General features: G+C 72.2%; 16 protein-coding genes. All 16 read left to right on the top strand.

Annotated elements, in window-relative coordinates; translation table 11 throughout:
* The first annotated feature begins 305 nt into the window (after positions 1 to 305).
* Positions 306 to 869 (top strand): hypothetical protein, encoded by a 564-nt coding sequence (locus tag ACFYTE_RS20600; protein WP_388712101.1) that lies wholly within the window; start codon positions 306 to 308, stop codon positions 867 to 869.
* Between the two features lie 144 nt (positions 870 to 1013).
* Entirely contained in the window at positions 1014 to 4184 is a 3171-nt protein-coding gene (locus tag ACFYTE_RS20605; protein ID WP_388712289.1) for a S41 family peptidase, read from the top strand.
* 224 nt (positions 4185 to 4408) lie between these two features.
* Entirely contained in the window at positions 4409 to 4777 is a 369-nt protein-coding gene (locus ACFYTE_RS20610; RefSeq protein WP_388712103.1) for a histidine triad nucleotide-binding protein, read from the top strand.
* A gap of 6 nt (positions 4778 to 4783) precedes the next feature.
* Positions 4784 to 5689, top strand: a complete 906-nt coding sequence (locus ACFYTE_RS20615; protein WP_388712106.1) for a ribonuclease Z — start codon at positions 4784 to 4786, stop codon at positions 5687 to 5689.
* A 20-nt stretch (positions 5690 to 5709) separates the two neighbouring features.
* Positions 5710 to 6702: an adenosine deaminase gene (locus tag ACFYTE_RS20620; RefSeq protein WP_388712109.1), complete on the top strand. Its 993-nt coding sequence runs from the start codon at positions 5710 to 5712 to the stop codon at positions 6700 to 6702.
* Positions 6703 to 6919: 217 nt separating this feature from the next.
* The gene (locus ACFYTE_RS20625; protein ID WP_388712112.1) at positions 6920 to 8215 is read left to right on the top strand and encodes a glucarate dehydratase family protein; all 1296 of its coding nucleotides are present in this window, start codon (positions 6920 to 6922) and stop codon (positions 8213 to 8215) included.
* A 610-nt stretch (positions 8216 to 8825) separates the two neighbouring features.
* Complete coding sequence (locus ACFYTE_RS20630; RefSeq protein WP_388712292.1) at positions 8826 to 9950, top strand: carbohydrate kinase family protein; 1125 nt, start codon at positions 8826 to 8828, stop codon at positions 9948 to 9950.
* A gap of 312 nt (positions 9951 to 10262) precedes the next feature.
* Complete coding sequence (locus ACFYTE_RS20635; RefSeq protein ID WP_388712115.1) at positions 10263 to 12419, top strand: PhoH family protein; 2157 nt, start codon at positions 10263 to 10265, stop codon at positions 12417 to 12419.
* Positions 12420 to 12431: 12 nt separating this feature from the next.
* Positions 12432 to 12929 (top strand): rRNA maturation RNase YbeY, encoded by a 498-nt coding sequence (ybeY, locus tag ACFYTE_RS20640; protein WP_388712118.1) that lies wholly within the window; start codon positions 12432 to 12434, stop codon positions 12927 to 12929.
* A 10-nt stretch (positions 12930 to 12939) separates the two neighbouring features.
* The gene (locus tag ACFYTE_RS20645) at positions 12940 to 14247 is read left to right on the top strand and encodes a hemolysin family protein (RefSeq protein WP_388712121.1); all 1308 of its coding nucleotides are present in this window, start codon (positions 12940 to 12942) and stop codon (positions 14245 to 14247) included.
* Entirely contained in the window at positions 14244 to 14603 is a 360-nt protein-coding gene (locus tag ACFYTE_RS20650) for an MmcQ/YjbR family DNA-binding protein (protein WP_388712124.1), read from the top strand. The genes ACFYTE_RS20645 and ACFYTE_RS20650 overlap by 4 nt, the downstream gene beginning before the upstream one ends.
* A 54-nt stretch (positions 14604 to 14657) precedes the next feature.
* On the top strand, positions 14658 to 15011 hold the full coding sequence (locus ACFYTE_RS20655) for a cytidine deaminase (protein WP_388712127.1): 354 nt from the start codon (positions 14658 to 14660) through the stop codon (positions 15009 to 15011).
* Between the two features lie 414 nt (positions 15012 to 15425).
* On the top strand, positions 15426 to 15902 hold the full coding sequence (locus tag ACFYTE_RS20660; RefSeq protein WP_388712130.1) for a hypothetical protein: 477 nt from the start codon (positions 15426 to 15428) through the stop codon (positions 15900 to 15902).
* A 154-nt stretch (positions 15903 to 16056) separates the two neighbouring features.
* Entirely contained in the window at positions 16057 to 17385 is a 1329-nt protein-coding gene (locus tag ACFYTE_RS20665; protein WP_388712133.1) for a beta-xylosidase, read from the top strand.
* A 90-nt stretch (positions 17386 to 17475) separates the two neighbouring features.
* Positions 17476 to 18486: a DUF916 domain-containing protein gene (locus ACFYTE_RS20670; protein WP_388712136.1), complete on the top strand. Its 1011-nt coding sequence runs from the start codon at positions 17476 to 17478 to the stop codon at positions 18484 to 18486.
* A 90-nt stretch (positions 18487 to 18576) separates the two neighbouring features.
* Positions 18577 to 19530 (top strand): GTPase Era, encoded by a 954-nt coding sequence (era, locus tag ACFYTE_RS20675; RefSeq protein ID WP_388712139.1) that lies wholly within the window; start codon positions 18577 to 18579, stop codon positions 19528 to 19530.
* Positions 19531 to 19532: the final 2 nt, after the last annotated feature.

Here is a 19532-nt window from a genome sequence, read left to right on the forward strand (position 1 = left end):
CTGGGCTGCGGTGGATGGTGGTCGTGACGGCCGTCGGCTTTTCCCGGGTCGGGCTCCCACGAACGGTCGCCGGGCCGCATCGGGCGCTGCTCGACGCTCCGTCGGCTGTCTCCCGGGCGGGTTGCGCCGGTCGCTGGGTCTGACGGTCGTCGGGCCCTTTCCGGGTCGGGCTCGGTGAACCGTGGCGGGGTTGCGGCGGGTGCTGGTTGGTGGGGCGGGGGTCTCTCCCGGGTCGGCTCACACGAACAGGTGACTGGCCGTTTGTGGCCTACCGCCGTGCCCACGTCGGTGGCACTCTGCCCTCCATGGGGGTATTCAGGTGGATTCGGCCCCGGCCGCGCGGGGCGCGGGTGACGGCCGTGGCGGGCCTCGCGGTGCTGGCCGTGGGCGGTGCGGTGGCCTGCGAGCCGGGCGGCCTGAACACCGCGACCGTGGCGTACACCACCGACAGGACCGCGACGGCCCGGCTCGAAGGACAGCACGTCGACGTGAGCTGGCTCAGCTGCACCGGCGGCAACGGCGGCACGGCGACCGGGCGGTCACCTTCGTCCACCGCGAGCACGATCATCTCCGTCGACTGCCGGGGACGCACCGAGGACGGGAAGGACATCACCGTCAAGGGCCGTATCACCAAGGCCGTCGACGGCGCCTGCGTGCGCGGCGACCTGGTCGCCACGGTGGACGGCAAGGAGCGGTTCCACGTCAATGGCCTGGGCGACTGCAACGCCACCCCCGGCCCGGCGTACACCCCGCCCGCCACCCACCGGCCCCCGAGCGGCCCGCGGCCCGCCCCCACCGTCACGGTGACCGTGACCCGCACCCTGTGGTGCCAGACCGACCCCTCCTGCCGTCCCGTCGCGGGCAAGTGATCCGAACCGGGTCCATCCGCGGCCTGCGCTGCATAGGGTGATCGGGTGACTGAGTCCACATCGACGGGCGCGGTGAGCGCGGCGGGTTCGGCCGGCCTCCCCCGAGCCTCTTCGTATCTGCGATTTCCCCATCTGCGCGGCGATCTGGTCGCCTTCACCGCCGAGGACGACGTCTGGCTCGCCCCTCTGGACGGCGGCCGGGCCTGGCGGCTCAGCGCGGACAACGTGCCGGTGACCCAGCCGCGCATCTCGCCCGACGGCACCGCCGTCGCCTGGACCTCCACCCGCGACGGCGCCCCCGAGGTGCATCTCGCCCCGGTCGACGGCGGTCCCGCGCGGCGCCTGACGTACTGGGGGAGTTGGCGCACCCAGGTGCGCGGCTGGACCCCGGACGGCCGGGTCCTCGCGCTCAGCACGCACGGCCAGCCCAGCCTGCGCCGCAGCTGGGCACGGGCGGTCCCGCTCGACGGCGGACCGGCGACCACCCTGCCGTACGGGCCCGTCGGCGACGTGGCGTTCGGGCCGTGCACTGTGCTGCTGTCCGCGGCGATGGGCCGGGAGGCCGCCTGGTGGAAGCGCTACCGGGGCGGTACGGCGGGCAAGTTGTGGATCGACAGGAACGCCCCCGACGCGGCGGGCGGCGCGCAGGGCGCCGGGGAGTTCGTCCGGCTGCACGAGGAGTTGGACGGCAACATCGAGTACCCGATGTGGGTGGGGGACCGGATCGCCTTCCTCTCCGACCACGAGGGCACCGGAGCGCTGTACTCCTCCCTCGCCGACGGTTCCGAACTGCGCCGGCACACCCCGATCGACGGCTTCTATGCCCGGCACGCCGCCTCCGACGGCAGCCGGGTCGTCTACTCCAGCGCCGGCGAACTGTGGCTCCTCGACGACCTGGACGGCGCGGAGCCGCGGCGCCTCGACCTACGTCTTGGCGGTCCGGGCCTGGACCTCCAGCCCTACCCGCTGAACGCGGCCCGCTGGTTCGGGGCCGCGTCCCCCGACCACACCGCGCGCGGCAGCGCGGTCTGCGTGCGCGGCGGCGTCCACTGGGTCACCCACCGCTCCGGCCCCGCCCGCGCCCTCGCCGCGCAGTCCGGCGTGCGGGCCCGGCTGCCGCGCACCTTCCGCGCGGACGGCGAGGAGTGGGTGGTGTGGGTGACCGACGCCGAGGGCGAGGACGCCCTGGAGTTCGCCCCCGCGACCGGCACCGTGCCCGGCGCCGTGCCCCGGCGGCTCGCCGCGGGACAACTGGGCCGGGTCCTGGAGCTGGCCATGGCGCCCGACGGCAGCCGGGCCGCCGTCGCCGCGCACGACGGGCGGCTGCTGCTCGTCGAACGGGAGACCGGCGAGGTCCGCGAGGTCGACCGCAGCGCGGACGGCGACGTGTCCGGGCTGGCCTTCTCGCCCGACTCGGCCTGGCTCGCCTGGTCGCACCCCGGCCCGGACCCGCTGTGCCAGCTCCGGCTCGCCCACACCACCGACCTGTCGGTCACCGAGGCGACCCCGCTGCGCTTCCAGGACTACGCGCCCGCCTTCACCCTCGACGGCAAGCACCTCGCCTTCCTGTCGAACCGGTCCTTCGACCCGGTGTACGACGAGCACGTCCTCGACCTGGCCTTCGTGGTCGGCGACCGCCCGCACCTGATCACGCTGGCCGCGACCACGCCGTCCCCGTTCGGACCGCAGCGGCACGGGCGGCCGTTCGAGACCCCCGACCGGGACGAGACCCCCGACAGCGAGGGCACCCCCGCGACCCGTATCGACCTGGAGGGCCTGGCCGACCGGATCGTCCCGTTCCCGGTCGAGGCCGCCCGCTACTCCAACCTGCGCGCCGCGAAGGACGGCGTGCTGTGGCTGCGCCATCCGGTGCGCGGCGTCCTCGGCGCGTCCCGGGCCACGCCCGACGACCCCGACCCCAAGACCGAGCTGGAGCGCTACGACCTCGTGCAGCAGCGCATCGAGCACCTGGCCGTCGACGCCGACCACTTCGAGGTCAGCGGCGACGGCAAACGCGTCCTGCTGCGCACCGACGAGCGCCTGAGGGTGGTGCCCAGCGACCGGCGGGCCGCCCATGACGACGACGGCGACACCAGCCTCACCGTCGACCTCGCCCGGGTCCGGCAGACCGTGGACCCGGTCGCCGAGTGGCGGCAGATGTACGACGAGGCCGGCCGGATCATGCGCGACCAGTTCTGGCGGCCCGATCTGGGCGGGGTCGACTGGGTCGGCGTCCTCGACCGCTACCGTCCCGTCCTCGCCCGGGTCGCCACCCACGACGACCTGGTCGACCTGCTGTGGGAGGTGCAGGGCGAACTCGGCGCCTCGCACGCCTATGTGATACCCCGCGGCGGCTACGGCTCCGGCGCCCGCCAGGGGCTGCTCGGCGCCGACATCTCCCGTCATCCGGACGGCAGTTGGCGTATCGACCGGATCCTGCCCGCGGAGACCTCCGACCCCCGCGCCCGCTCCCCGCTGGCCGCGCCCGGCGCCGCGGTGCGCGCCGGGGACACGATCGTCGCGGTCGGCGGCCGGTCGGTCGACCCGGTGGCCGGTCCCGGCCCGCTGCTCGTCGGCACGGCCGGGCAGCCGGTCGAGCTGACCGTCTCGCCGGCCGGCGGCGGCGACCTGCGGCACACCGTCGTCGTCCCGCTCGACGACGAGGAGCCGCTGCGCTACCACGCCTGGGTCGCCGACCGGCGGGCGTACGTCCACGAGCGCTCCGGCGGCCGGCTCGGCTATCTGCACGTGCCGGACATGCAGGCGCCGGGCTGGGCGCAGATCCACCGCGACCTGCGGATCGAGGTGGCCCGCGAGGGGCTGGTCGTGGACGTACGGGAGAACCGGGGCGGGCACACCTCGCAACTCGTCGTGGAGAAGCTGGCCCGGCGGGTCATCGGCTGGGACGTGCCGCGCGGCATGCGGCCGGTCAGCTACCCGCTGGACGCGCCCCGCGGGCCCGTGGTGGCCGTCGCCAACGAGTTCTCCGGCTCCGACGGCGACATCGTCAACGCCGCGATCAAGGCGCTCGGTATCGGGCCGGTGGTCGGCACCCGCACCTGGGGCGGCGTCATCGGCATCGACAACCGCTACCACCTGGTCGACGGCACCCGGATCACCCAGCCCAAGTACGCGTTCTGGCTGGAGGGTCACGAGTGGGGCGTGGAGAACCACGGGGTGGACCCGGACGTGGAGGTGGTGCAGCGTCCCCAGGACTGGGCGGCCGGCCGCGACCCCCAACTGGACGAGGCGGTGGCCCTGGCCTTGGCCGCACTGGAGTCGAGCCCTGCCAAAATTCCACCGACCCTGCCGTGACCTACTGGCGTCGCCGGGGGTCGTGCGGTGGCGTTGTGGTTGGTTGCGCCGTTCTCCGCGCCCCTTGGGGGGCTTCTGTCGTCTTTTGGGTGCGGTGGCGTTGTGGTTGGTTGCGCCGTTCTCCGCGTTCCTTCGGGGGGCTGGCGAGCCACGGCCGCGGGTTTGAGTCGGTCGGGCTCGCTACCATTCAGCCGTACGGGATCATCCGGCGTCAGGAGGCACACATGGCAGGGGAGCAAGCGGACGGCGCGCCGCGGGACGACTGCCTGTTCTGCAAGATCGTCGCGGGACAGATCCCGGCGACGATCGTCCGGGAGACCACGACCACGGTCGCCTTCCGGGACATCAACCCCCAGGCGCCCACCCACGTCCTGGTGATCCCCAAGGCGCACTACCGCGACGCGGCCGTGCTGGCCACCGCCGCGCCGTCGCTCGCCGCGGACCTGCTGCGCGAGGCCCAGGCCGTCGCCGACGAGGACAAGCTGGAGAGCTACCGCATCGTCTTCAACACCGGCAGCGGCGCCGGACAGACCGTCTGGCACGCCCACGCGCACATCCTCGGCGGTCGCGGCTTGCAGTGGCCCCCCGGATAGGGCGCCATGTCCGTCCGTGAACTGGTGGTGCTCGGCACCGCCAGCCAGGTTCCCACCCGGCACCGCAACCACAACGGCTACCTGCTGCGCTGGGACGGGGAGGGGATCCTGTTCGACCCCGGCGAGGGCACCCAGCGCCAGATGCTGCGGGCCGGGGTCGCCGCCCACGACCTGAACCGGATCTGCGTCACACACTTCCACGGTGACCACTCGCTCGGCCTGGCCGGCGTGATCCAGCGGATCAACCTGGACCGGGTGCCGCACCAGGTCACCGCCCACTACCCGCGCTCAGGACAGCGCTTCTTCGACCGGCTGCGGTACGCCACCGCCTACCGCGAGACGGTCGCGCTCACCGAGGCGCCCGTGGACCGCGACGGCACCCTCGCGGTGCCCCCCGCCTACACCCTGGAGGCGCGCAGGCTGTCGCACCCGGTCGAGTCGTACGGCTACCGCCTGGTCGAGCCCGACGGGCGCCGCATGCTGCCGGAGCGGCTGGCCGCGCACGGCATCGCCGGGCCGGACGTCGGGCGGTTGCAGCGCGAGGGCGTGCTGCGGGGTGTGTCGCTCGACGAGGTCAGCGAGACGCGGCGCGGACAGCGCTTCGCGTTCGTCATGGACACCCGGCTGTGCGACGGGGTGCATGCGCTCGCCGAGGGCTGCGATCTGCTCGTCATCGAGTCCACTTTCCTGGACGAGGACGCCGGACTGGCCGCCGAGTACGGGCATCTGACCGCCGGTCAGGCCGCCCGCGCGGCCCAGGACGCCGGCGTGCGGCACCTGGTGCTCACCCACTTCAGCCAGCGCTACCCGGGTCCGGAGGAGTTCGAGCGGCAGGCGCGGGCCGCGGGCTTCGAGGGTGAGCTGACGGTGGCGCACGACCTACTGAGAGTGCCGGTTCCGAAGCGCAGGTGAAACGCCCGTACGATGCTTTGATGCCCATCCCCAAAGCAGAACTGCACCTCCACATCGAAGGCACCTTGGAGCCGGAGCTGGCGTTCCGGCTGGCCGAGCGCAACGGCGTGAAGCTCTCGTACGCGGACACCGAGGAACTGCGTGCGGCGTACCGGTTCGAGGACCTCCAGTCCTTCCTCGACCTGTACTACGAACTCATGGCCGTCCTGCGCACCGAGCGGGACTTCGCGGACCTCGCCGACGCCTATCTGGCCCGCGCCGCCGCCCAGGGCGTGCGGCACGCGGAGGTCTTCTTCGACCCGCAGGCGCACCTCGCCCGGGGAGTGGAGATGGACACGGTCGTCGAGGGGCTGTGGCGTGCGCTCGGCAGCAGTGAGGAGAACCACGGCGTCTCCACCCGGCTGATCATGTGCTTCCTGCGGGACGAGTCCGCCGAGTCGGCGCTGCGCACCCTGGAGGCGGCCCGGCCGCACCTCGACCGGATCACCGGCGTCGGCCTGGACTCGGCCGAGGCCGGGCATCCGCCGGTGAAGTTCCGCGAGGTGTACGAGGCCGCCGCGGCGCTCGGGCTGCGACGGGTGGCGCACGCAGGCGAGGAGGGGCCGCCGGAGTACATCGCCGAGGCGCTGGACGTGCTGGGCGTCGAACGCGTCGACCACGGGCTGCGCTGCCTGGAGGACGCGGCGCTGGTCGAACGGCTGGTGCGGGAGCGCATCCCGCTGACCGTGTGCCCGCTGTCGAACGTGCGGCTGCGCGCGGTGGACGTCCTGACCGAGCACCCGCTGCCCGCGATGCTGGACGCCGGGCTGATGTGCACGGTCAACTCCGATGATCCGGCCTACTTCGGCGGCTACGTCGGCGACACCTTCGACGCGGTGCGCGAGGCGCTGGACCTGACCGAGGACCGGCTGCGCGAGCTGGCCCGCAACTCCTTCGTGGCGTCGTTCCTGGAGGACGACGAGGAGCGCCGCGCGAGGTACTTGGCGGAGGTGGACGCGTACACCTTCGAGTAGCGGCGGCCACTTCTCAATCGGCATCCACGCCCTGCTCACCGGCACCGGCACCGGCTCCGGCTCCGGCCCGTTGACGCCCGTGGTTCGTCTCCATAACCTCTGTCCTCATACATGGATGTCATCTACATGGGGAGACAGGATGCGGAGCCGTCCACGGACGACTCGACGCCCTGAAGGCCCTGCTGACCACCGGACTCGACCTCGTGGGAGCCACCCTGTGACCCGTGACCTGACCATCACCGACGTACGGCTGACCCCGATCCTGGTCGCTGACCCGCCGCTGCTGAACACGCAGGGCGTCCACCAGCCCTACACGCCCCGTCTGATCATCGAGGTGGTGACCGCGGACGGCGTCACGGGCATCGGCGAGACGTACGGGGACACCAAGTACCTGGAGCTGGCCCGGCCGTTCGCCGAGCGGCTGATGGGACGTCAGGTGTCCGACCTCAATGGTCTGTTCACGGTCGCCGACGAGGTTGCCGTGGACTCCTCCCGGGTCAGCGACGCCGTAGACGTGGGCGGGCTGCGCGGCGTGCAGACCGCCGACAAGCTGCGGCTGTCCGTCGTCTCCGGCTTCGAGGTCGCCTGCCTCGACGCCCTCGGCAAGGCGCTCGGCCTGCCCGTGCACGCGCTGCTCGGCGGCAAGGTGCGCGACGCCGTCGAGTACAGCGCGTACCTCTTCTACAAGTGGGCCGACCACCCCGAGGGCGTGGCCGGTGAACGGGACGACTGGGGCGCCGCCCTGGATCCGGCCGGGATCGTCGAGCAGGCGCGCCTGTTCAAGGAGCGGTACGGCTTCACCTCCTTCAAGCTGAAGGGCGGCGTCTTCCCGCCCGACGAGGAGACGGCCGCCGTCCGCGCGCTGGCCCGTGCCTTTCCCGGGCACCCGCTGCGGCTCGACCCCAACGGCGCCTGGTCCGTGGCGACCTCGCTGAACGTGGCGAAGGAACTCGCCGACGTCCTCGAATACCTGGAGGACCCCGCCCTCGGCACGCCCGCGATGGCCGAGGTCGCCGCCGGAACCCAGGTTCCGCTGGCCACCAACATGTGCGTGACGACCTTCGCCGAGATCCGGGAAGCCTTCACCACGGGTGCCGTCCAGGTGGTGCTCTCCGACCACCACTACTGGGGCGGGCTGCGCAACACCCAGCAACTGGCCGCCGTCTGCCGCACCTTCGGCGTCGGCGTCTCCATGCACTCCAACACCCACCTGGGGATCAGCCTGACGGCCATGACCCAGGTGGCGGCCACCGTCCCCAACCTCCACCACGCCTGCGACTCCCACTACCCCTGGCAGTCGGAGGACGTCCTCACCGAACGCCTCACCTTCACCGGCGGCAAGCTCGCCGTCTCGGACGCGCCCGGCCTCGGCGTCGAACTCGACCGCGACCGGCTGGAGTTCCTGCACCGCCGCTGGACCGCCGACGACGGCACGCTCAGGGAGCGCGACGACGCGGCAGCGATGCGCGCCGCCGACCCCCAGTGGGCCACCCCCACCGTCCCCCGCTGGTGACCCCCCCTCCCCCCACGACGGGCATCGCCCCGCAAGGGTCGCGGAGAACGGCGCACCCAGCCACGACGCCCCCGCACCCGACCGATAACGCTGGCCCCCGCGACGGGCATCGCCCCGCAGGGGGGCGCGGGGAACGGCGCGCCCAGCCACGACGCTGCGGTAGCCGACCGATAGCGCTGGCCCCCGCGACGGGCATCGCCCCGCAGGGGGGCGCGGGGAACGGCGCGCCCAGCCACGACGCTGCGGTAGCCGACCGATAGCGCTGGCCCCCGCGACGGGCATCGCCCCGCAGGGGGGCGCGGGGAACGGCGCGCCCAGCCACGACGCCGCCGCACCCGACCGATACCGCTGGGCCCCCGCGCCCGACCCCGCCCGCAGACTGACCCCGCGCACGGCATCGCCCCGCAGGGGGCGCGGGGAACTGCGCGCCCAGCCACAACGCAGTCGCAGCCAACCGACTACGTCGTCCACCGCGCCCAGCCACGACGCAGTCGCAGCCATCCGACCACATCACCCCCCGCGCCCGGTCACGGCCCCCAGCGGAGCGCAGGGTGCACACTGGCCTGACCCGCACCACGTCAGGGAGCGCACCGTGACCGCGTCTCACACGATTGCCGGAGAGGAACCGGAGCACCTCACCCAGCCCCAGCACGGGCAGGTCAGCGTCGACCCGCTGGCCGTCCTGCGCACCACCGGGGACCCGCCCTGGGACGTCTACCTGACGGGCACCGTCTTCCTGGACATCATCTTCACCGGGCTCGACGCGGCCCCCGTGCGCGGGACGGAGTCCTGGGCCCGCGGCATGGGGTCGAGTCCCGGCGGGGTCGCCAACATGGCCACGGCACTGGCCCGGCTCGGCCTGCGCACCTCCCTCGCCGCGGCCTTCGGCGACGACCATTACGGCGAGTACTGCTGGGATGCCCTCGCCCGGGGCGAGGGCATCGACCTGTCCGCGTCGCGCACGGTACCCGGCTGGCACTCCCCGGTGACCGTCTCGATGGCGTACGACGACGAGCGCACGATGGTCTCCCACGGGCACGAACCGCCCCCCGAGGAACCCGCACCGGACTGCCCGCCACGCGCGCGTGCCGCGGTCGCGTCCCTGACGCCCGGCGCGCCCGCCCCCTGGATCGCCCAGGCCGCCCGCGAGGGCACCCGCATCTTCGCGGACGTCGGCTGGGACGACACGGGCGCCTGGGACCTGTCCGGTCTTGCCGATCTGGAGCACTGCGAGGCGTTCCTGCCGAACGCCGAGGAGGCGATGCGCTACACCGGCGCCCGCTGCCCCCGGTCGGCGGCGCACGCGCTGACCGAACGCGTACCGGTGGCGGTGGTCACGCTCGGTGCGGAGGGCGCCTACGCGGTGGACCGGCGGACCGAGGAGACCGCGGAGGTCCCCGCGATCGCCGTGGAGGCCCTTGATCCAACGGGCGCAGGCGACGTCTTCGTGGCCGGCTTCGTCACCGGCACCCTGGCCGGCTGGCCGCTGGCGGACCGGCTGGCCTTCGCGGGGCTCACCGCCGCGCTGTCCGTCCAGGAGTTCGGCGGGTCCTTGTCGGCACCCGGCTGGTCGGAGATCGGGTCGTGGTGGCGCAGGGTGCAGTCGGTCGACGGCCAGGACCCGACCGCGCTGCGGCGGTACGCGTTCCTGGAGCGCCTGGTACCCAAGGAGCCCGCACGTTCGTGGCCCCTCCGCCGGGCAGTCCCCACCATCGGCTTCCGCCGCTCAGCCTGACACCCACCGCACCCCCGCCACCGCCTCCGGCGACGCACCGGCTGTCCCGGGGCCTCTGTTGTGCTCCCTGGCGTTGCCGGGCGAGGCCCGGGTCGGTCACCCGTTCGGGGGTACGCCTGCGGGCATCCCGGGGCCTCGGGGCGAGGGCGGTCCGGGGGAGCCGGGGCGGGGTGGGTGCGGGGGGCGGTTTGTGGTGGGTGGGCGAAAAGGCCTACGGCGTTGTCGGTGCACCGTCGTACTCTTGGAAGCGCGAGGCCGCCCTCAGCTACGCGGCCGTGAAGAGGAGGAACCGCAGGCCTTAAGCGCCGGCCCATGACTCAGACACCCACAGCTCGCACCCCCGCGCAGGAGCAGGCGAGAGCACAGTTCACGGTCCCCGCCCAGCACCCGATGGTCACCGTACTGGGTTCCGGCGACTCTCTCCTGCGCGTGATCGAGAAGGCCTTCCCGGCGGCCGACATCCACGTCCGGGGCAACGAGATCAGCGCGGTCGGCGACCCCGGTGAAGTCGCCCTCATCCAGCGCGTGTTCGATGAGATGATGCTGGTGCTCCGCACCGGGCAGCCGATGACGGAGGACGCAGTGGAACGCTCGATCGCCATGCTCAAGGCGAGCGAGAACGGGGAGAGCGACGGCCAGGAGACCCCGGCCCAGGTGCTGACGCAGAACATCCTGTCCTCGCGTGGCCGCACGATCCGCCCCAAGACGCTCAACCAGAAGCGGTACGTCGACGCGATCGACAAGCACACGATCGTCTTCGGCATCGGCCCCGCCGGCACCGGCAAGACCTACCTCGCCATGGCCAAGGCGGTCCAGGCCCTCCAGTCCAAGCAGGTCAACCGCATCATCCTGACCCGCCCCGCGGTCGAGGCAGGCGAGCGCCTGGGCTTCCTGCCGGGCACGCTCTACGAGAAGATCGACCCCTACCTGCGCCCGCTCTACGACGCCCTGCACGACATGATCGACCCGGACTCCATCCCCAAGCTGATGGCCAGCGGCACGATCGAGGTCGCGCCCCTGGCCTATATGCGGGGCAGGAGCCAGCCACTCTTCACGAACGTACTGACACCGGATGGCTGGCGTCCCATCGGCGACCTCCAGGTCGGTGATCTGGTGATCGGCTCGAACGGCGAGCCGACCCCGGTACTCGGTGTCTATCCGCAGGGCGAGCGGGACATCTACCGCGTCACGGCCCAGGACGGTTCCTGGACCCTGTGCTGCGGTGAGCACCTGTGGACAGTCAGGACGCGCGACGACAAGCGTCGCAACAAGGCGTGGCGGGTCCTGGAGACCCAGGAGATGATCGGGAACCTGCGCGCGGCCCATGCGCGCCGGTACGAGCTGCCTCTGCTCACCGAACCGGTCTGTCTGCCGGAGCGCGACGTGCCGATGGACCCGTACGCCCTCGGCCTGCTGCTGGGCGACGGTTGTCTGACGGGCTCCACCACTCCGTCATTCGCCGCAGAGGACCCGGAACTCGCGGTCGCGCTGGAGAGCGCGCTCCCAGGCGTCGTAGTGCGTCATCGCGGTGGACCCGACTACGCCCTGAACAGGGTGAAGTCGCCTGGTGACGTGGTGACACTGGAGAATCCGGTGACGCGGATCCTGCGTGCGCCGGACCTGTCGGGCTCCAGGTCGCACAACAAGTTCGTCCCGGACGACTACCTTCTCAACTCCGCCGACGTACGGCTGGCGGTCCTGCAAGGTCTGTTGGACTCCGACGGTGGCCCGGTCACGCAGAAGGACGGCACCTGCCGCATTCAGTACGCGACGACGTCGATCCTGCTCCGTGACGACGTGGTCGCGCTGGTCCAGTCGCTGGGCGGTGTCGCGTACACCCGTCGCAGGGCCGCCGAGGGCCGTACGCCCGGTCACGCGAACGGCCGGGACGTCGCCCACCGCCGCGACGCCCACGTCGTCGATATCCGCCTCCCTCAGGGCATCGAACCCTTCCGCCTCGCCCGCAAGCGTGACGAGTACCACGCGGCCGGGGGCGGCGGACGGCCGATGCGGTTCATCGACAGCATCGAGCCCGCGGGCCGGGAGGAGACCGTCTGTATTCAGGTGGCCGCCGAGGACTCCCTCTACGTCACGACGGACTACCTGCTGACCCACAACACGCTCAATGACGCCTTCATCATTCTGGACGAGGCTCAGAACACCAGCCCCGAACAGATGAAGATGTTCCTCACCCGGCTCGGCTTCGACTCGAAGATCGTGATCACGGGCGATGTGACCCAGGTCGACCTGCCGGACGGCACCAAGTCCGGTCTGCGTCAGGTGCAGGACATCCTGGACGGCGTGGAGGACGTCCACTTCTCCCGGCTGTCCTCCCGCGATGTGGTACGGCACAAGCTGGTGGGCCGTATCGTCGACGCGTACGAGAAGTACGACAGCAGCCACGGCACCGAGAACGGCACCCACAAGGGCGCCCGCGGCAAGGCCGGTCACGCGCACAAGGGGAAGTAGACCAGCACGAGCATGTCGATCGACGTCAACAACGAATCCGGCACCGAGGTAGACGAGCAGGCGATCCTCGACATCGCCCGCTACGCGCTCGCGCGGATGCGCATCCACCCGCTCTCCGAACTCTCGGTGATCGTCGTGGACGCCGACGCCATGGAGCAGCTGCACATCCAATGGATGGACCTCACGGGCCCGACCGATGTCATGTCCTTCCCGATGGACGAGCTGCGGCCGCCCGCCAAGGACGACGAGGAGCCACCACAGGGGCTCCTCGGTGACATCGTGCTGTGCCCGGAGGTCGCCGCGAAGCAGGGGGCCGAGGCCCCGACGCAGCACTCCATGGACGAGGAGCTTCAGCTGCTCACCGTCCACGGGGTGCTGCATCTACTCGGCTACGACCATGAGGAGGCCGACGAGCGGGCCGAGATGTTCGGCCTGCAAGCGGCCATCGTGGACGGCTGGCGCGCGGAGAAGGGCCTGGCCGGCCCGTCCCCGGCGCCCACGGTCTCGTAAGCGGGTCCGCATGAGTCCGCAGATCGTCCTCGGCGCGATCGCGCTGATCGTCGTCGCCTGGCTCGCCGCCTGCGCGGAGGCGGGTCTCGCGCGTGTCTCCAGCTTCCGCGCCGAGGAGGCCGTGAAGTCCGGCCGCCGCGGCGGCGCCAAGCTGGCCCAGGTCGCCGCCGACCCCACCCGCTACCTCAACGTCGCGCTGCTGGTCCGTGTCGCCTGCGAGATGGCCGCGGCGGCGCTGGTCACCTACGCCTGCCTGGAGGAGTTCCCCGGTTCCACCGCCGAGGCGCTGCTCATCGCAATGGCCGTCATGGTCCTCGTGTCGTACGTCGCCGTCGGCGTCTCGCCGCGCACCATCGGCCGGCAGCACCCCCTCAACACGGCCACCGCGGCGGCGTATGTGCTGGTGCCGCTGGCCCGGGTGATGGGCCCGATCCCGTCACTGCTCATCCTCATCGGCAACGCCCTCACCCCCGGCAAGGGCTTCCGCCGCGGACCGTTCGCCTCCGAGGCGGAGCTGCGCGCACTGGTCGACCTCGCCGAGCAGGAGTCGCTCATCGAGGACGAGGAGCGCCGCATGGTGCACTCCGTCTTCGAACTGGGCGACACCCTGGTGCGGGAGGTCATGGTCCCGCGGACCGACCTGATCGTCATCGAGCGCTACAAGACGATCCGCCAGGCCCTGACCCTGGCCCTCAGGTCCGGTTTCTCGCGTATCCCGGTCACCGGGGAGAGCGAGGACGACATCGTCGGGATCGTGTATCTGAAGGACCTGGTCCGCAAGACGCACATCAGCCGCGACGCCGAGAACGACGTGGTGTCGACGGCCATGCGGCCCGCCGTGTTCGTGCCCGACACGAAGAACGCGGGGGACCTGCTGCGCGAGATGCAGAAGGAACGCAACCATGTCGCGGTCGTCATCGACGAGTACGGCGGCACGGCCGGCATCGTCACCATCGAGGACATCCTGGAGGAGATCGTCGGGGAGATCACCGACGAGTACGACCGTGAGCTGCCGCCCGTGGAGGAGCTGGGCGACGACCGCTACCGGGTCACCGCCCGCCTCGACATCACCGACCTCGGCGAGCTGTACGGGCTGGAGGAGTACGACGACGAGGATGTGGAGACGGTCGGCGGGCTGCTCGCGAAGGCGCTGGGCCGGGTGCCGATCGCGGGTGCCACATCGGTCGTGGAGCTGCCGGACGGCCGGGAACTGCGGCTGACGGCGGAGGCCGCGGCCGGCCGCCGGAACAAGATCGTGACCGTGCTGGTGGAGCCGGTCGCCGCGGTCGGGGCGCCCGTCGAGAAGGAGGCCGAGTGACGCCCAAGGAACTGCGTGAGTTCTGCCTGTCCTTCAACGCGAGCGTGGAGGACTTCCCGTTCAACCCGGAGACCTCGGTCTTCAAGGTGCTGGGCAAGCTGTTCGCGCTGACCAACCTGGGTGCCACGCCGCTGACGGTGAACCTCAAGTGCGATCCGGAGGACGCGGCGCGGCTGCGCGGCGAGCATCCCGGCCTGATCGTCCCGGGCTGGCACATGAACAAGCGGCACTGGAACACCGTCACGGTCGACGGGGAACTCCCGGACCGTCTGGTCCAAGAGCTGATCGAGGACTCGTACGACCTGGTCGTCGCGGGGCTGCCGCGCGCCGAACGGCTCCGCCTCGACCGCCCCTGACGCCGCCCGCCGCCCGGGGACGACCGGGCGTGCGGGGCTTCGTATGCTCGGGGCATGACCGACAGCAACGGGCTCGACCCCGAGGACCGCAAGATCGTCACCCTGGCCCGTTCCGCACGGGCCCGCAACGGCGTGCCCGAGGGCGCGGCGGTACGGGACGAGACCGGGCGCACCTATGTCGCCGGGACCGTCGCACTCGACTCCCTGCGGCTCAGCGCGCTGCGGACCGCCGTGGCGATGGCGGTGGCGTCCGGGGCGAAGTCCCTGGAGGCGGCGGCCGTGGTGACCGACGCGGGGGGCGTGCCCGCCGAGGACCTGGCCGCCGTACGGGACCTCGGTGGCACCGGTACCCCGGTACTGGTGGCCGGGTCCGACGGCGCGGTCCGGCAGACGCTGTCTGCGGACTGAGTCTCGCCGCGGGTTGCCGACCGTGGGCCGTGGTTCGCTGCGGCTGCGTCGTGGCTGGTCGCGCAGTTCCTCGCGCCCCTTTCGGGGCGCGGTCTGGTTGAGCCTGTTTGCCGGTTGAGCCTTGCCGCGGGTTGCCGACCATCTGCCGTGGTTTGCTGCGGCTGCGTCGTGGCTGGTCGCGCAGTTCCTCGCGCCCCTTGGGGGGTGCGGTTCGTGGCCTGGTGAATAGGCCGGAAATTCATCTTGCCGGTGTCGGGCCCTCGCGTGTCAATGGACACGCGAGTTCCGACGGGCCGTCAGTTCCAGCCCCCGGCAGGGTGTCCGCACCCACCCGGTCGGGGGTGTCCGTCGGGGCGTACCTCCCATCCATCCCCACATGGCATTCCCAGACAACGGGAAGGGAGCCGGATCCCCATGAGAGGCAAGCGAACAGCAACCGGTGCGGCACTGGCGGTCGGGGCCCTCGCGGTCACCGGGCTGGCCTTCGCGCCCGCCGCCCTGGCCGTCACCCCGCAGTCGGCGACGATCACCGCCGACTGCGGAGCCTTCGGCGGCGGCGCGGCCACGCTCACCGCCACCCAGAACGGCACCTCGGCCACCTTGACCCTCAAGTCCACCGCGGTCACCGCACCACTGGCGCTGTCGGCGGACTCGATCACGTCCAAGCTCACGATGGTCAAGGCGGGCGGCGGCAGCACCGTCTTCAGCGGCAAGAAGAACCCCGCCATGGCCGCCGGTGACCCGGTCACCGTCGGCCCGCTCAGCGGCACCGTGGCCTCCGGCGACAGCCTGGAGGCGCACGGCGGCTCGCTGCAGATGACGGTCTTCGGCATCACCATCACCTGTACGGCGACCGGCAACCAGTCGCCGGGCCCGTTCGTGTTCGACTGACAGAGAGACGCCCGACGCACGGCCGCGGCAGGAGAGCTGATGCTTCGTCAGTTTTCCTGCCGCATCTCCATTGACTTCTCACGCGGCCTCCACATCAATGGCCCCCTGTCGGCGCAGCCGAGCCGCTGCGCCCGCAACCCTCAGGAGGGGGCCCATGGGTTCGACACTCCGAAGATCCGCCCGGTGGCGCTGGGCGTCCCTGCTCGGCGCGACCGCGCTCGCGGTCACCGCGGGCGGCGCCCTGGCCTGCCCGGCCGGCGCCACGGGCGGCAACGTGGACTTCGCCACCCACTGCATCCCGCCCGCGATCGCGGGCCTGCCGCCCATCGACGGCACCACCACCGCGAACATCTCGGTGGACAACGCCAGTCCCGAGGTCGGCGACACCGTCACCGTGACCTACACCGTGGTCACGGCCGCCGCGGGCAACCCCACCGACCTCGCGCTGCCGGCCGACATCATGACCCCGACCGGGAAGGTCGCCCTCGGCGGCGCGCAGAGCGGCAGCATCACGGTGGCGGGGCCGAAGAAGAACCCCCCGGTGCCGGGGAGGGGCGCCTTCCCGTCGTTCTCCATGACCGGGACGTTCACCGTCACCACGCCCGGTGCGATCACCCTCGCGCCCGGCGACTACAACATCCACACCAGCTACATCCTCGAACTGGACACCCCCTGCACGGTCACCAACCCGCCCGCCCCGGTGTCCCAGACCATCACGGCGACCTCCGGAACCCCCACCAACACCCGTGCCATCTCCCTGAGTTCGGCATCGGGGAACCCGGGTGACCGGGTCACCGTGAGCGGCAGCGACTTCACGCCGGGCGCGCGCGTCACCCTGGCCGGGCGGTCCGGGGCCGCACAAACCGCGGACACGGCGACCGCGACCGCCGACGCCCGGGGGTCCTTCAGCGGTTCCCTCGTCGTCAACGACCCGGCCACGACCGGGATCGTGGCCTACGAGGGCAGCGCGTGGAGCGCCGACCTGGGGGCCGGACCCGCGGCCTACGTCGTCAACGACACCACGCCCGTCCCCGACGGCAGCCAGAAACTGACCACCACCGTCAAGGCGGGCACCCTGTCCATGTCCCAGGCCGGGGACTCCGTGGCGCTGTCGGCGGTCGACTTCGGCCAGGGCGGCGCCGCCACGGGCGAGCTGCGGACGGTGACCGTCAAGGACTTCCGCGGCGGGCCCGCCGGCTGGTCCCTGACCGGCAAGGTCACCGACTTCACCGGCCCCGGCGGCCGGATCGACGCAGGGAAGCTGAGCTGGCATCCCGCCTGCGCGACGAAGGCGGGCAGCCCGAGCACCTGTGGGGCCGGTTCGGCCGGCCCGGTGGGCGCTTCGGGGGCCACGCTGGCCCAGGCCCCGGACGGGACGCTGACCGGCGGTGAGTTCACCGTCGACGCCGGACTGTCCCTTGACGTACCGGCGTTCACGCCTCCGGGCGGCTACTCCGGCGTCCTCACGCTCACCCTCACCTGACCGTGCCCGACTCCGGCGGCCGGGCGCCCGCCCGCACGGGGGCCGCACCCGCCCGACCGCCACGACCTACGCCCCGGGGGGTCCGCACCCATGCGCAAGCCGTACGCCCTCCTGCTGACCCTGTGCTGGCTGCTCCCCGGCCTCGCGGCCACGCCCGCGCGGGCCGCCGACAACGGCAGCTGGTCCGTCCACCCCGTCTCCTCACGCGTCGCCGCACGGCCGTACTTCCCTCTCTTTGCCGACCCCGGTCAGCGCATCGCGGACAAGGTGGTCGTCGCCAACAAGACCGCCGAGCCCCGCACCTTCCGGCTGTACGCGGCCGACGCCTACAACACCGCACGGGACGGCGGCTTCGCCGTGCGGTCGCCCGGCGAGCGGATGCGGGGGGTCGGCGCGTGGGCGCGGCCCGCGAGGTCCCGGATCACCGTTCCCGGTCACGGCACCGTCACGGTGCCCTTCACGCTGCGGGTGCCCGCCGACGCCGAGCCGGGCGACCACCCGGGCGCGCTCGTGGCGATCGAGGAGCGGATCGAACCCGGCGCCGGTGCGGTCGCGCTCGGCGTGCGCCGGGCCGTCGGCGCCCGGGTCTATCTGCGGGTGAGCGGGCCCGCGCTGCCCGCGCTGGCCGTCGAGCGCGTCCGCATCAGCCACCATCAGCCGCTCGTTCCCGGCCTCGGCGACAGCACCGCGGTCATCTCCTACACCCTGCACAACACCGGCAAGGTCACCCTCGATCCGCAGGTGGAACTCGGGGTACGAGGGCTGTTCGGCCGTACGCTGCTGGCCCGCGACCTGACCGGGCTCCCCGCGGAGCTGCTGCCCGGACAGCGGGTCCGGCTCACCGCGCCATGGCGGAACGCGCCCCAACTCGACTGGGGGAAGGTCACGTTGACCGCGCATGCCACCGGTACGCGACAGTCGGCGAGCGCCGCGTTCCTGGCGCTTCCCTGGCTGGTGGTGGCGGTGGCCGCCGCCGTGGCAGCCGCCGGCGTGACCCTGCTGGTCCGGGCACGCCGGAACCGCGCGCACCGCCCGTCCGTGCGCGCAGGCCCGTCGCGGCCGTCACACCCGGCCCCGACCGAGCCGCACCGCACAGGGTGACACCTCGGGTACCCACCGTTACCCGGACCGGCTCCGGGGCCCGTCGCGGGCGGTACGGGGCTGGGTTCGGGATCAGGGACAATGGGCGGCATGAGCGTTCGTACCCAGTCATCCGAGCAGCCGGCCGAGGCCGTACACCGTGCCGGCTTCGCCTGCTTCGTGGGCCGCCCCAACGCGGGCAAGTCCACCCTCACGAACGCGCTGGTCGGGCAGAAGGTGGCGATCACCTCGAACCGGCCGCAGACCACCCGGCACACGGTGCGGGGCATCGTGCACCGCCCCGAAGCCCAGCTGATCCTGGTCGACACCCCGGGCCTGCACAAGCCGCGGACCCTGCTGGGCGAGCGGCTGAACGACGTGGTGCGCACCACCTGGGCCGAGGTGGACGTGATCGGCTTCTGCCTGCCGGCGAACCAGAAGATCGGTCCCGGCGATCGCTTCATCGCCAAGGAGCTGGCTGGGATCAAGAAGACGCCGAAGGTCGCCGTCGTCACCAAGACCGACCTGGTGGACCCCAAGGCACTCGCCGAGCAGCTGATCGCCGTCGATGTGCTGGGCAAGGAGCTGGGCATCGAGTGGGCGGAGATCGTCCCGGTGTCGGCGGTCGGCGACAAGCAGGTGGAACTCCTCGCCGACCTGCTGATCCCGATGCTGCCCGAGGGCCCCGCGCTCTATCCCGAGGGCGACCTCACGGACGAGCCCGAGCAGGTCATGGTGGCCGAGCTGATCCGGGAGGCCGCGTTGGAGGGGGTCCGGGACGAGTTGCCGCACTCCATCGCCGTGGTCGTCGAGGAGATGCTGCCGCGTGAGGACCGTCCCGCGGACCGGCCGCTGCTGGACATCCACGCCAACCTCTACATCGAACGCTCCAGCCAGAAGGGCATTGTCATCGGCCCGAAGGGCAAGCGTCTGAAGGACGTCGGCATCAAGTCCCGCAAGCAGATCGAGGCGCTGCTGGGTACGCCGGTGTTCCTGGACCTGCATGTGAAGGTGGCGAAGGACTGGCAGCGCGACCCGAAGCAGCTGCGCAAGCTCGGCTTCTGACC

This window comes from Streptomyces sp. NPDC004629, assembly GCF_042873595.1.
GTDB lineage: Bacteria > Actinomycetota > Actinomycetes > Streptomycetales > Streptomycetaceae > Streptomyces.

What these genes read in the sequence shown, in the direction of transcription:
- ACFYTE_RS20655 (WP_388712127.1), top strand. Translation starts at nt 14,658, where the DNA reads ATGACCGACAGCAACGGGCTCGACCCCGAGGACCGCAAGATCGTCACC.
- ACFYTE_RS20635 (WP_388712115.1), top strand. Translation starts at nt 10,263, where the DNA reads ATGACTCAGACACCCACAGCTCGCACCCCCGCGCAGGAGCAGGCGAGA.
- ACFYTE_RS20615 (WP_388712106.1), top strand. Translation starts at nt 4,784, where the DNA reads ATGTCCGTCCGTGAACTGGTGGTGCTCGGCACCGCCAGCCAGGTTCCC.
- ACFYTE_RS20665 (WP_388712133.1), top strand. Translation starts at nt 16,057, where the DNA reads ATGGGTTCGACACTCCGAAGATCCGCCCGGTGGCGCTGGGCGTCCCTG.
- ACFYTE_RS20670 (WP_388712136.1), top strand. Translation starts at nt 17,476, where the DNA reads ATGCGCAAGCCGTACGCCCTCCTGCTGACCCTGTGCTGGCTGCTCCCC.
- ACFYTE_RS20600 (WP_388712101.1), top strand. Translation starts at nt 306, where the DNA reads ATGGGGGTATTCAGGTGGATTCGGCCCCGGCCGCGCGGGGCGCGGGTG.
- ACFYTE_RS20660 (WP_388712130.1), top strand. Translation starts at nt 15,426, where the DNA reads ATGAGAGGCAAGCGAACAGCAACCGGTGCGGCACTGGCGGTCGGGGCC.
- ACFYTE_RS20620 (WP_388712109.1), top strand. Translation starts at nt 5,710, where the DNA reads ATGCCCATCCCCAAAGCAGAACTGCACCTCCACATCGAAGGCACCTTG.
- ACFYTE_RS20645 (WP_388712121.1), top strand. Translation starts at nt 12,940, where the DNA reads ATGAGTCCGCAGATCGTCCTCGGCGCGATCGCGCTGATCGTCGTCGCC.
- era (WP_388712139.1), top strand. Translation starts at nt 18,577, where the DNA reads ATGAGCGTTCGTACCCAGTCATCCGAGCAGCCGGCCGAGGCCGTACAC.
- ACFYTE_RS20610 (WP_388712103.1), top strand. Translation starts at nt 4,409, where the DNA reads ATGGCAGGGGAGCAAGCGGACGGCGCGCCGCGGGACGACTGCCTGTTC.
- ybeY (WP_388712118.1), top strand. Translation starts at nt 12,432, where the DNA reads ATGTCGATCGACGTCAACAACGAATCCGGCACCGAGGTAGACGAGCAG.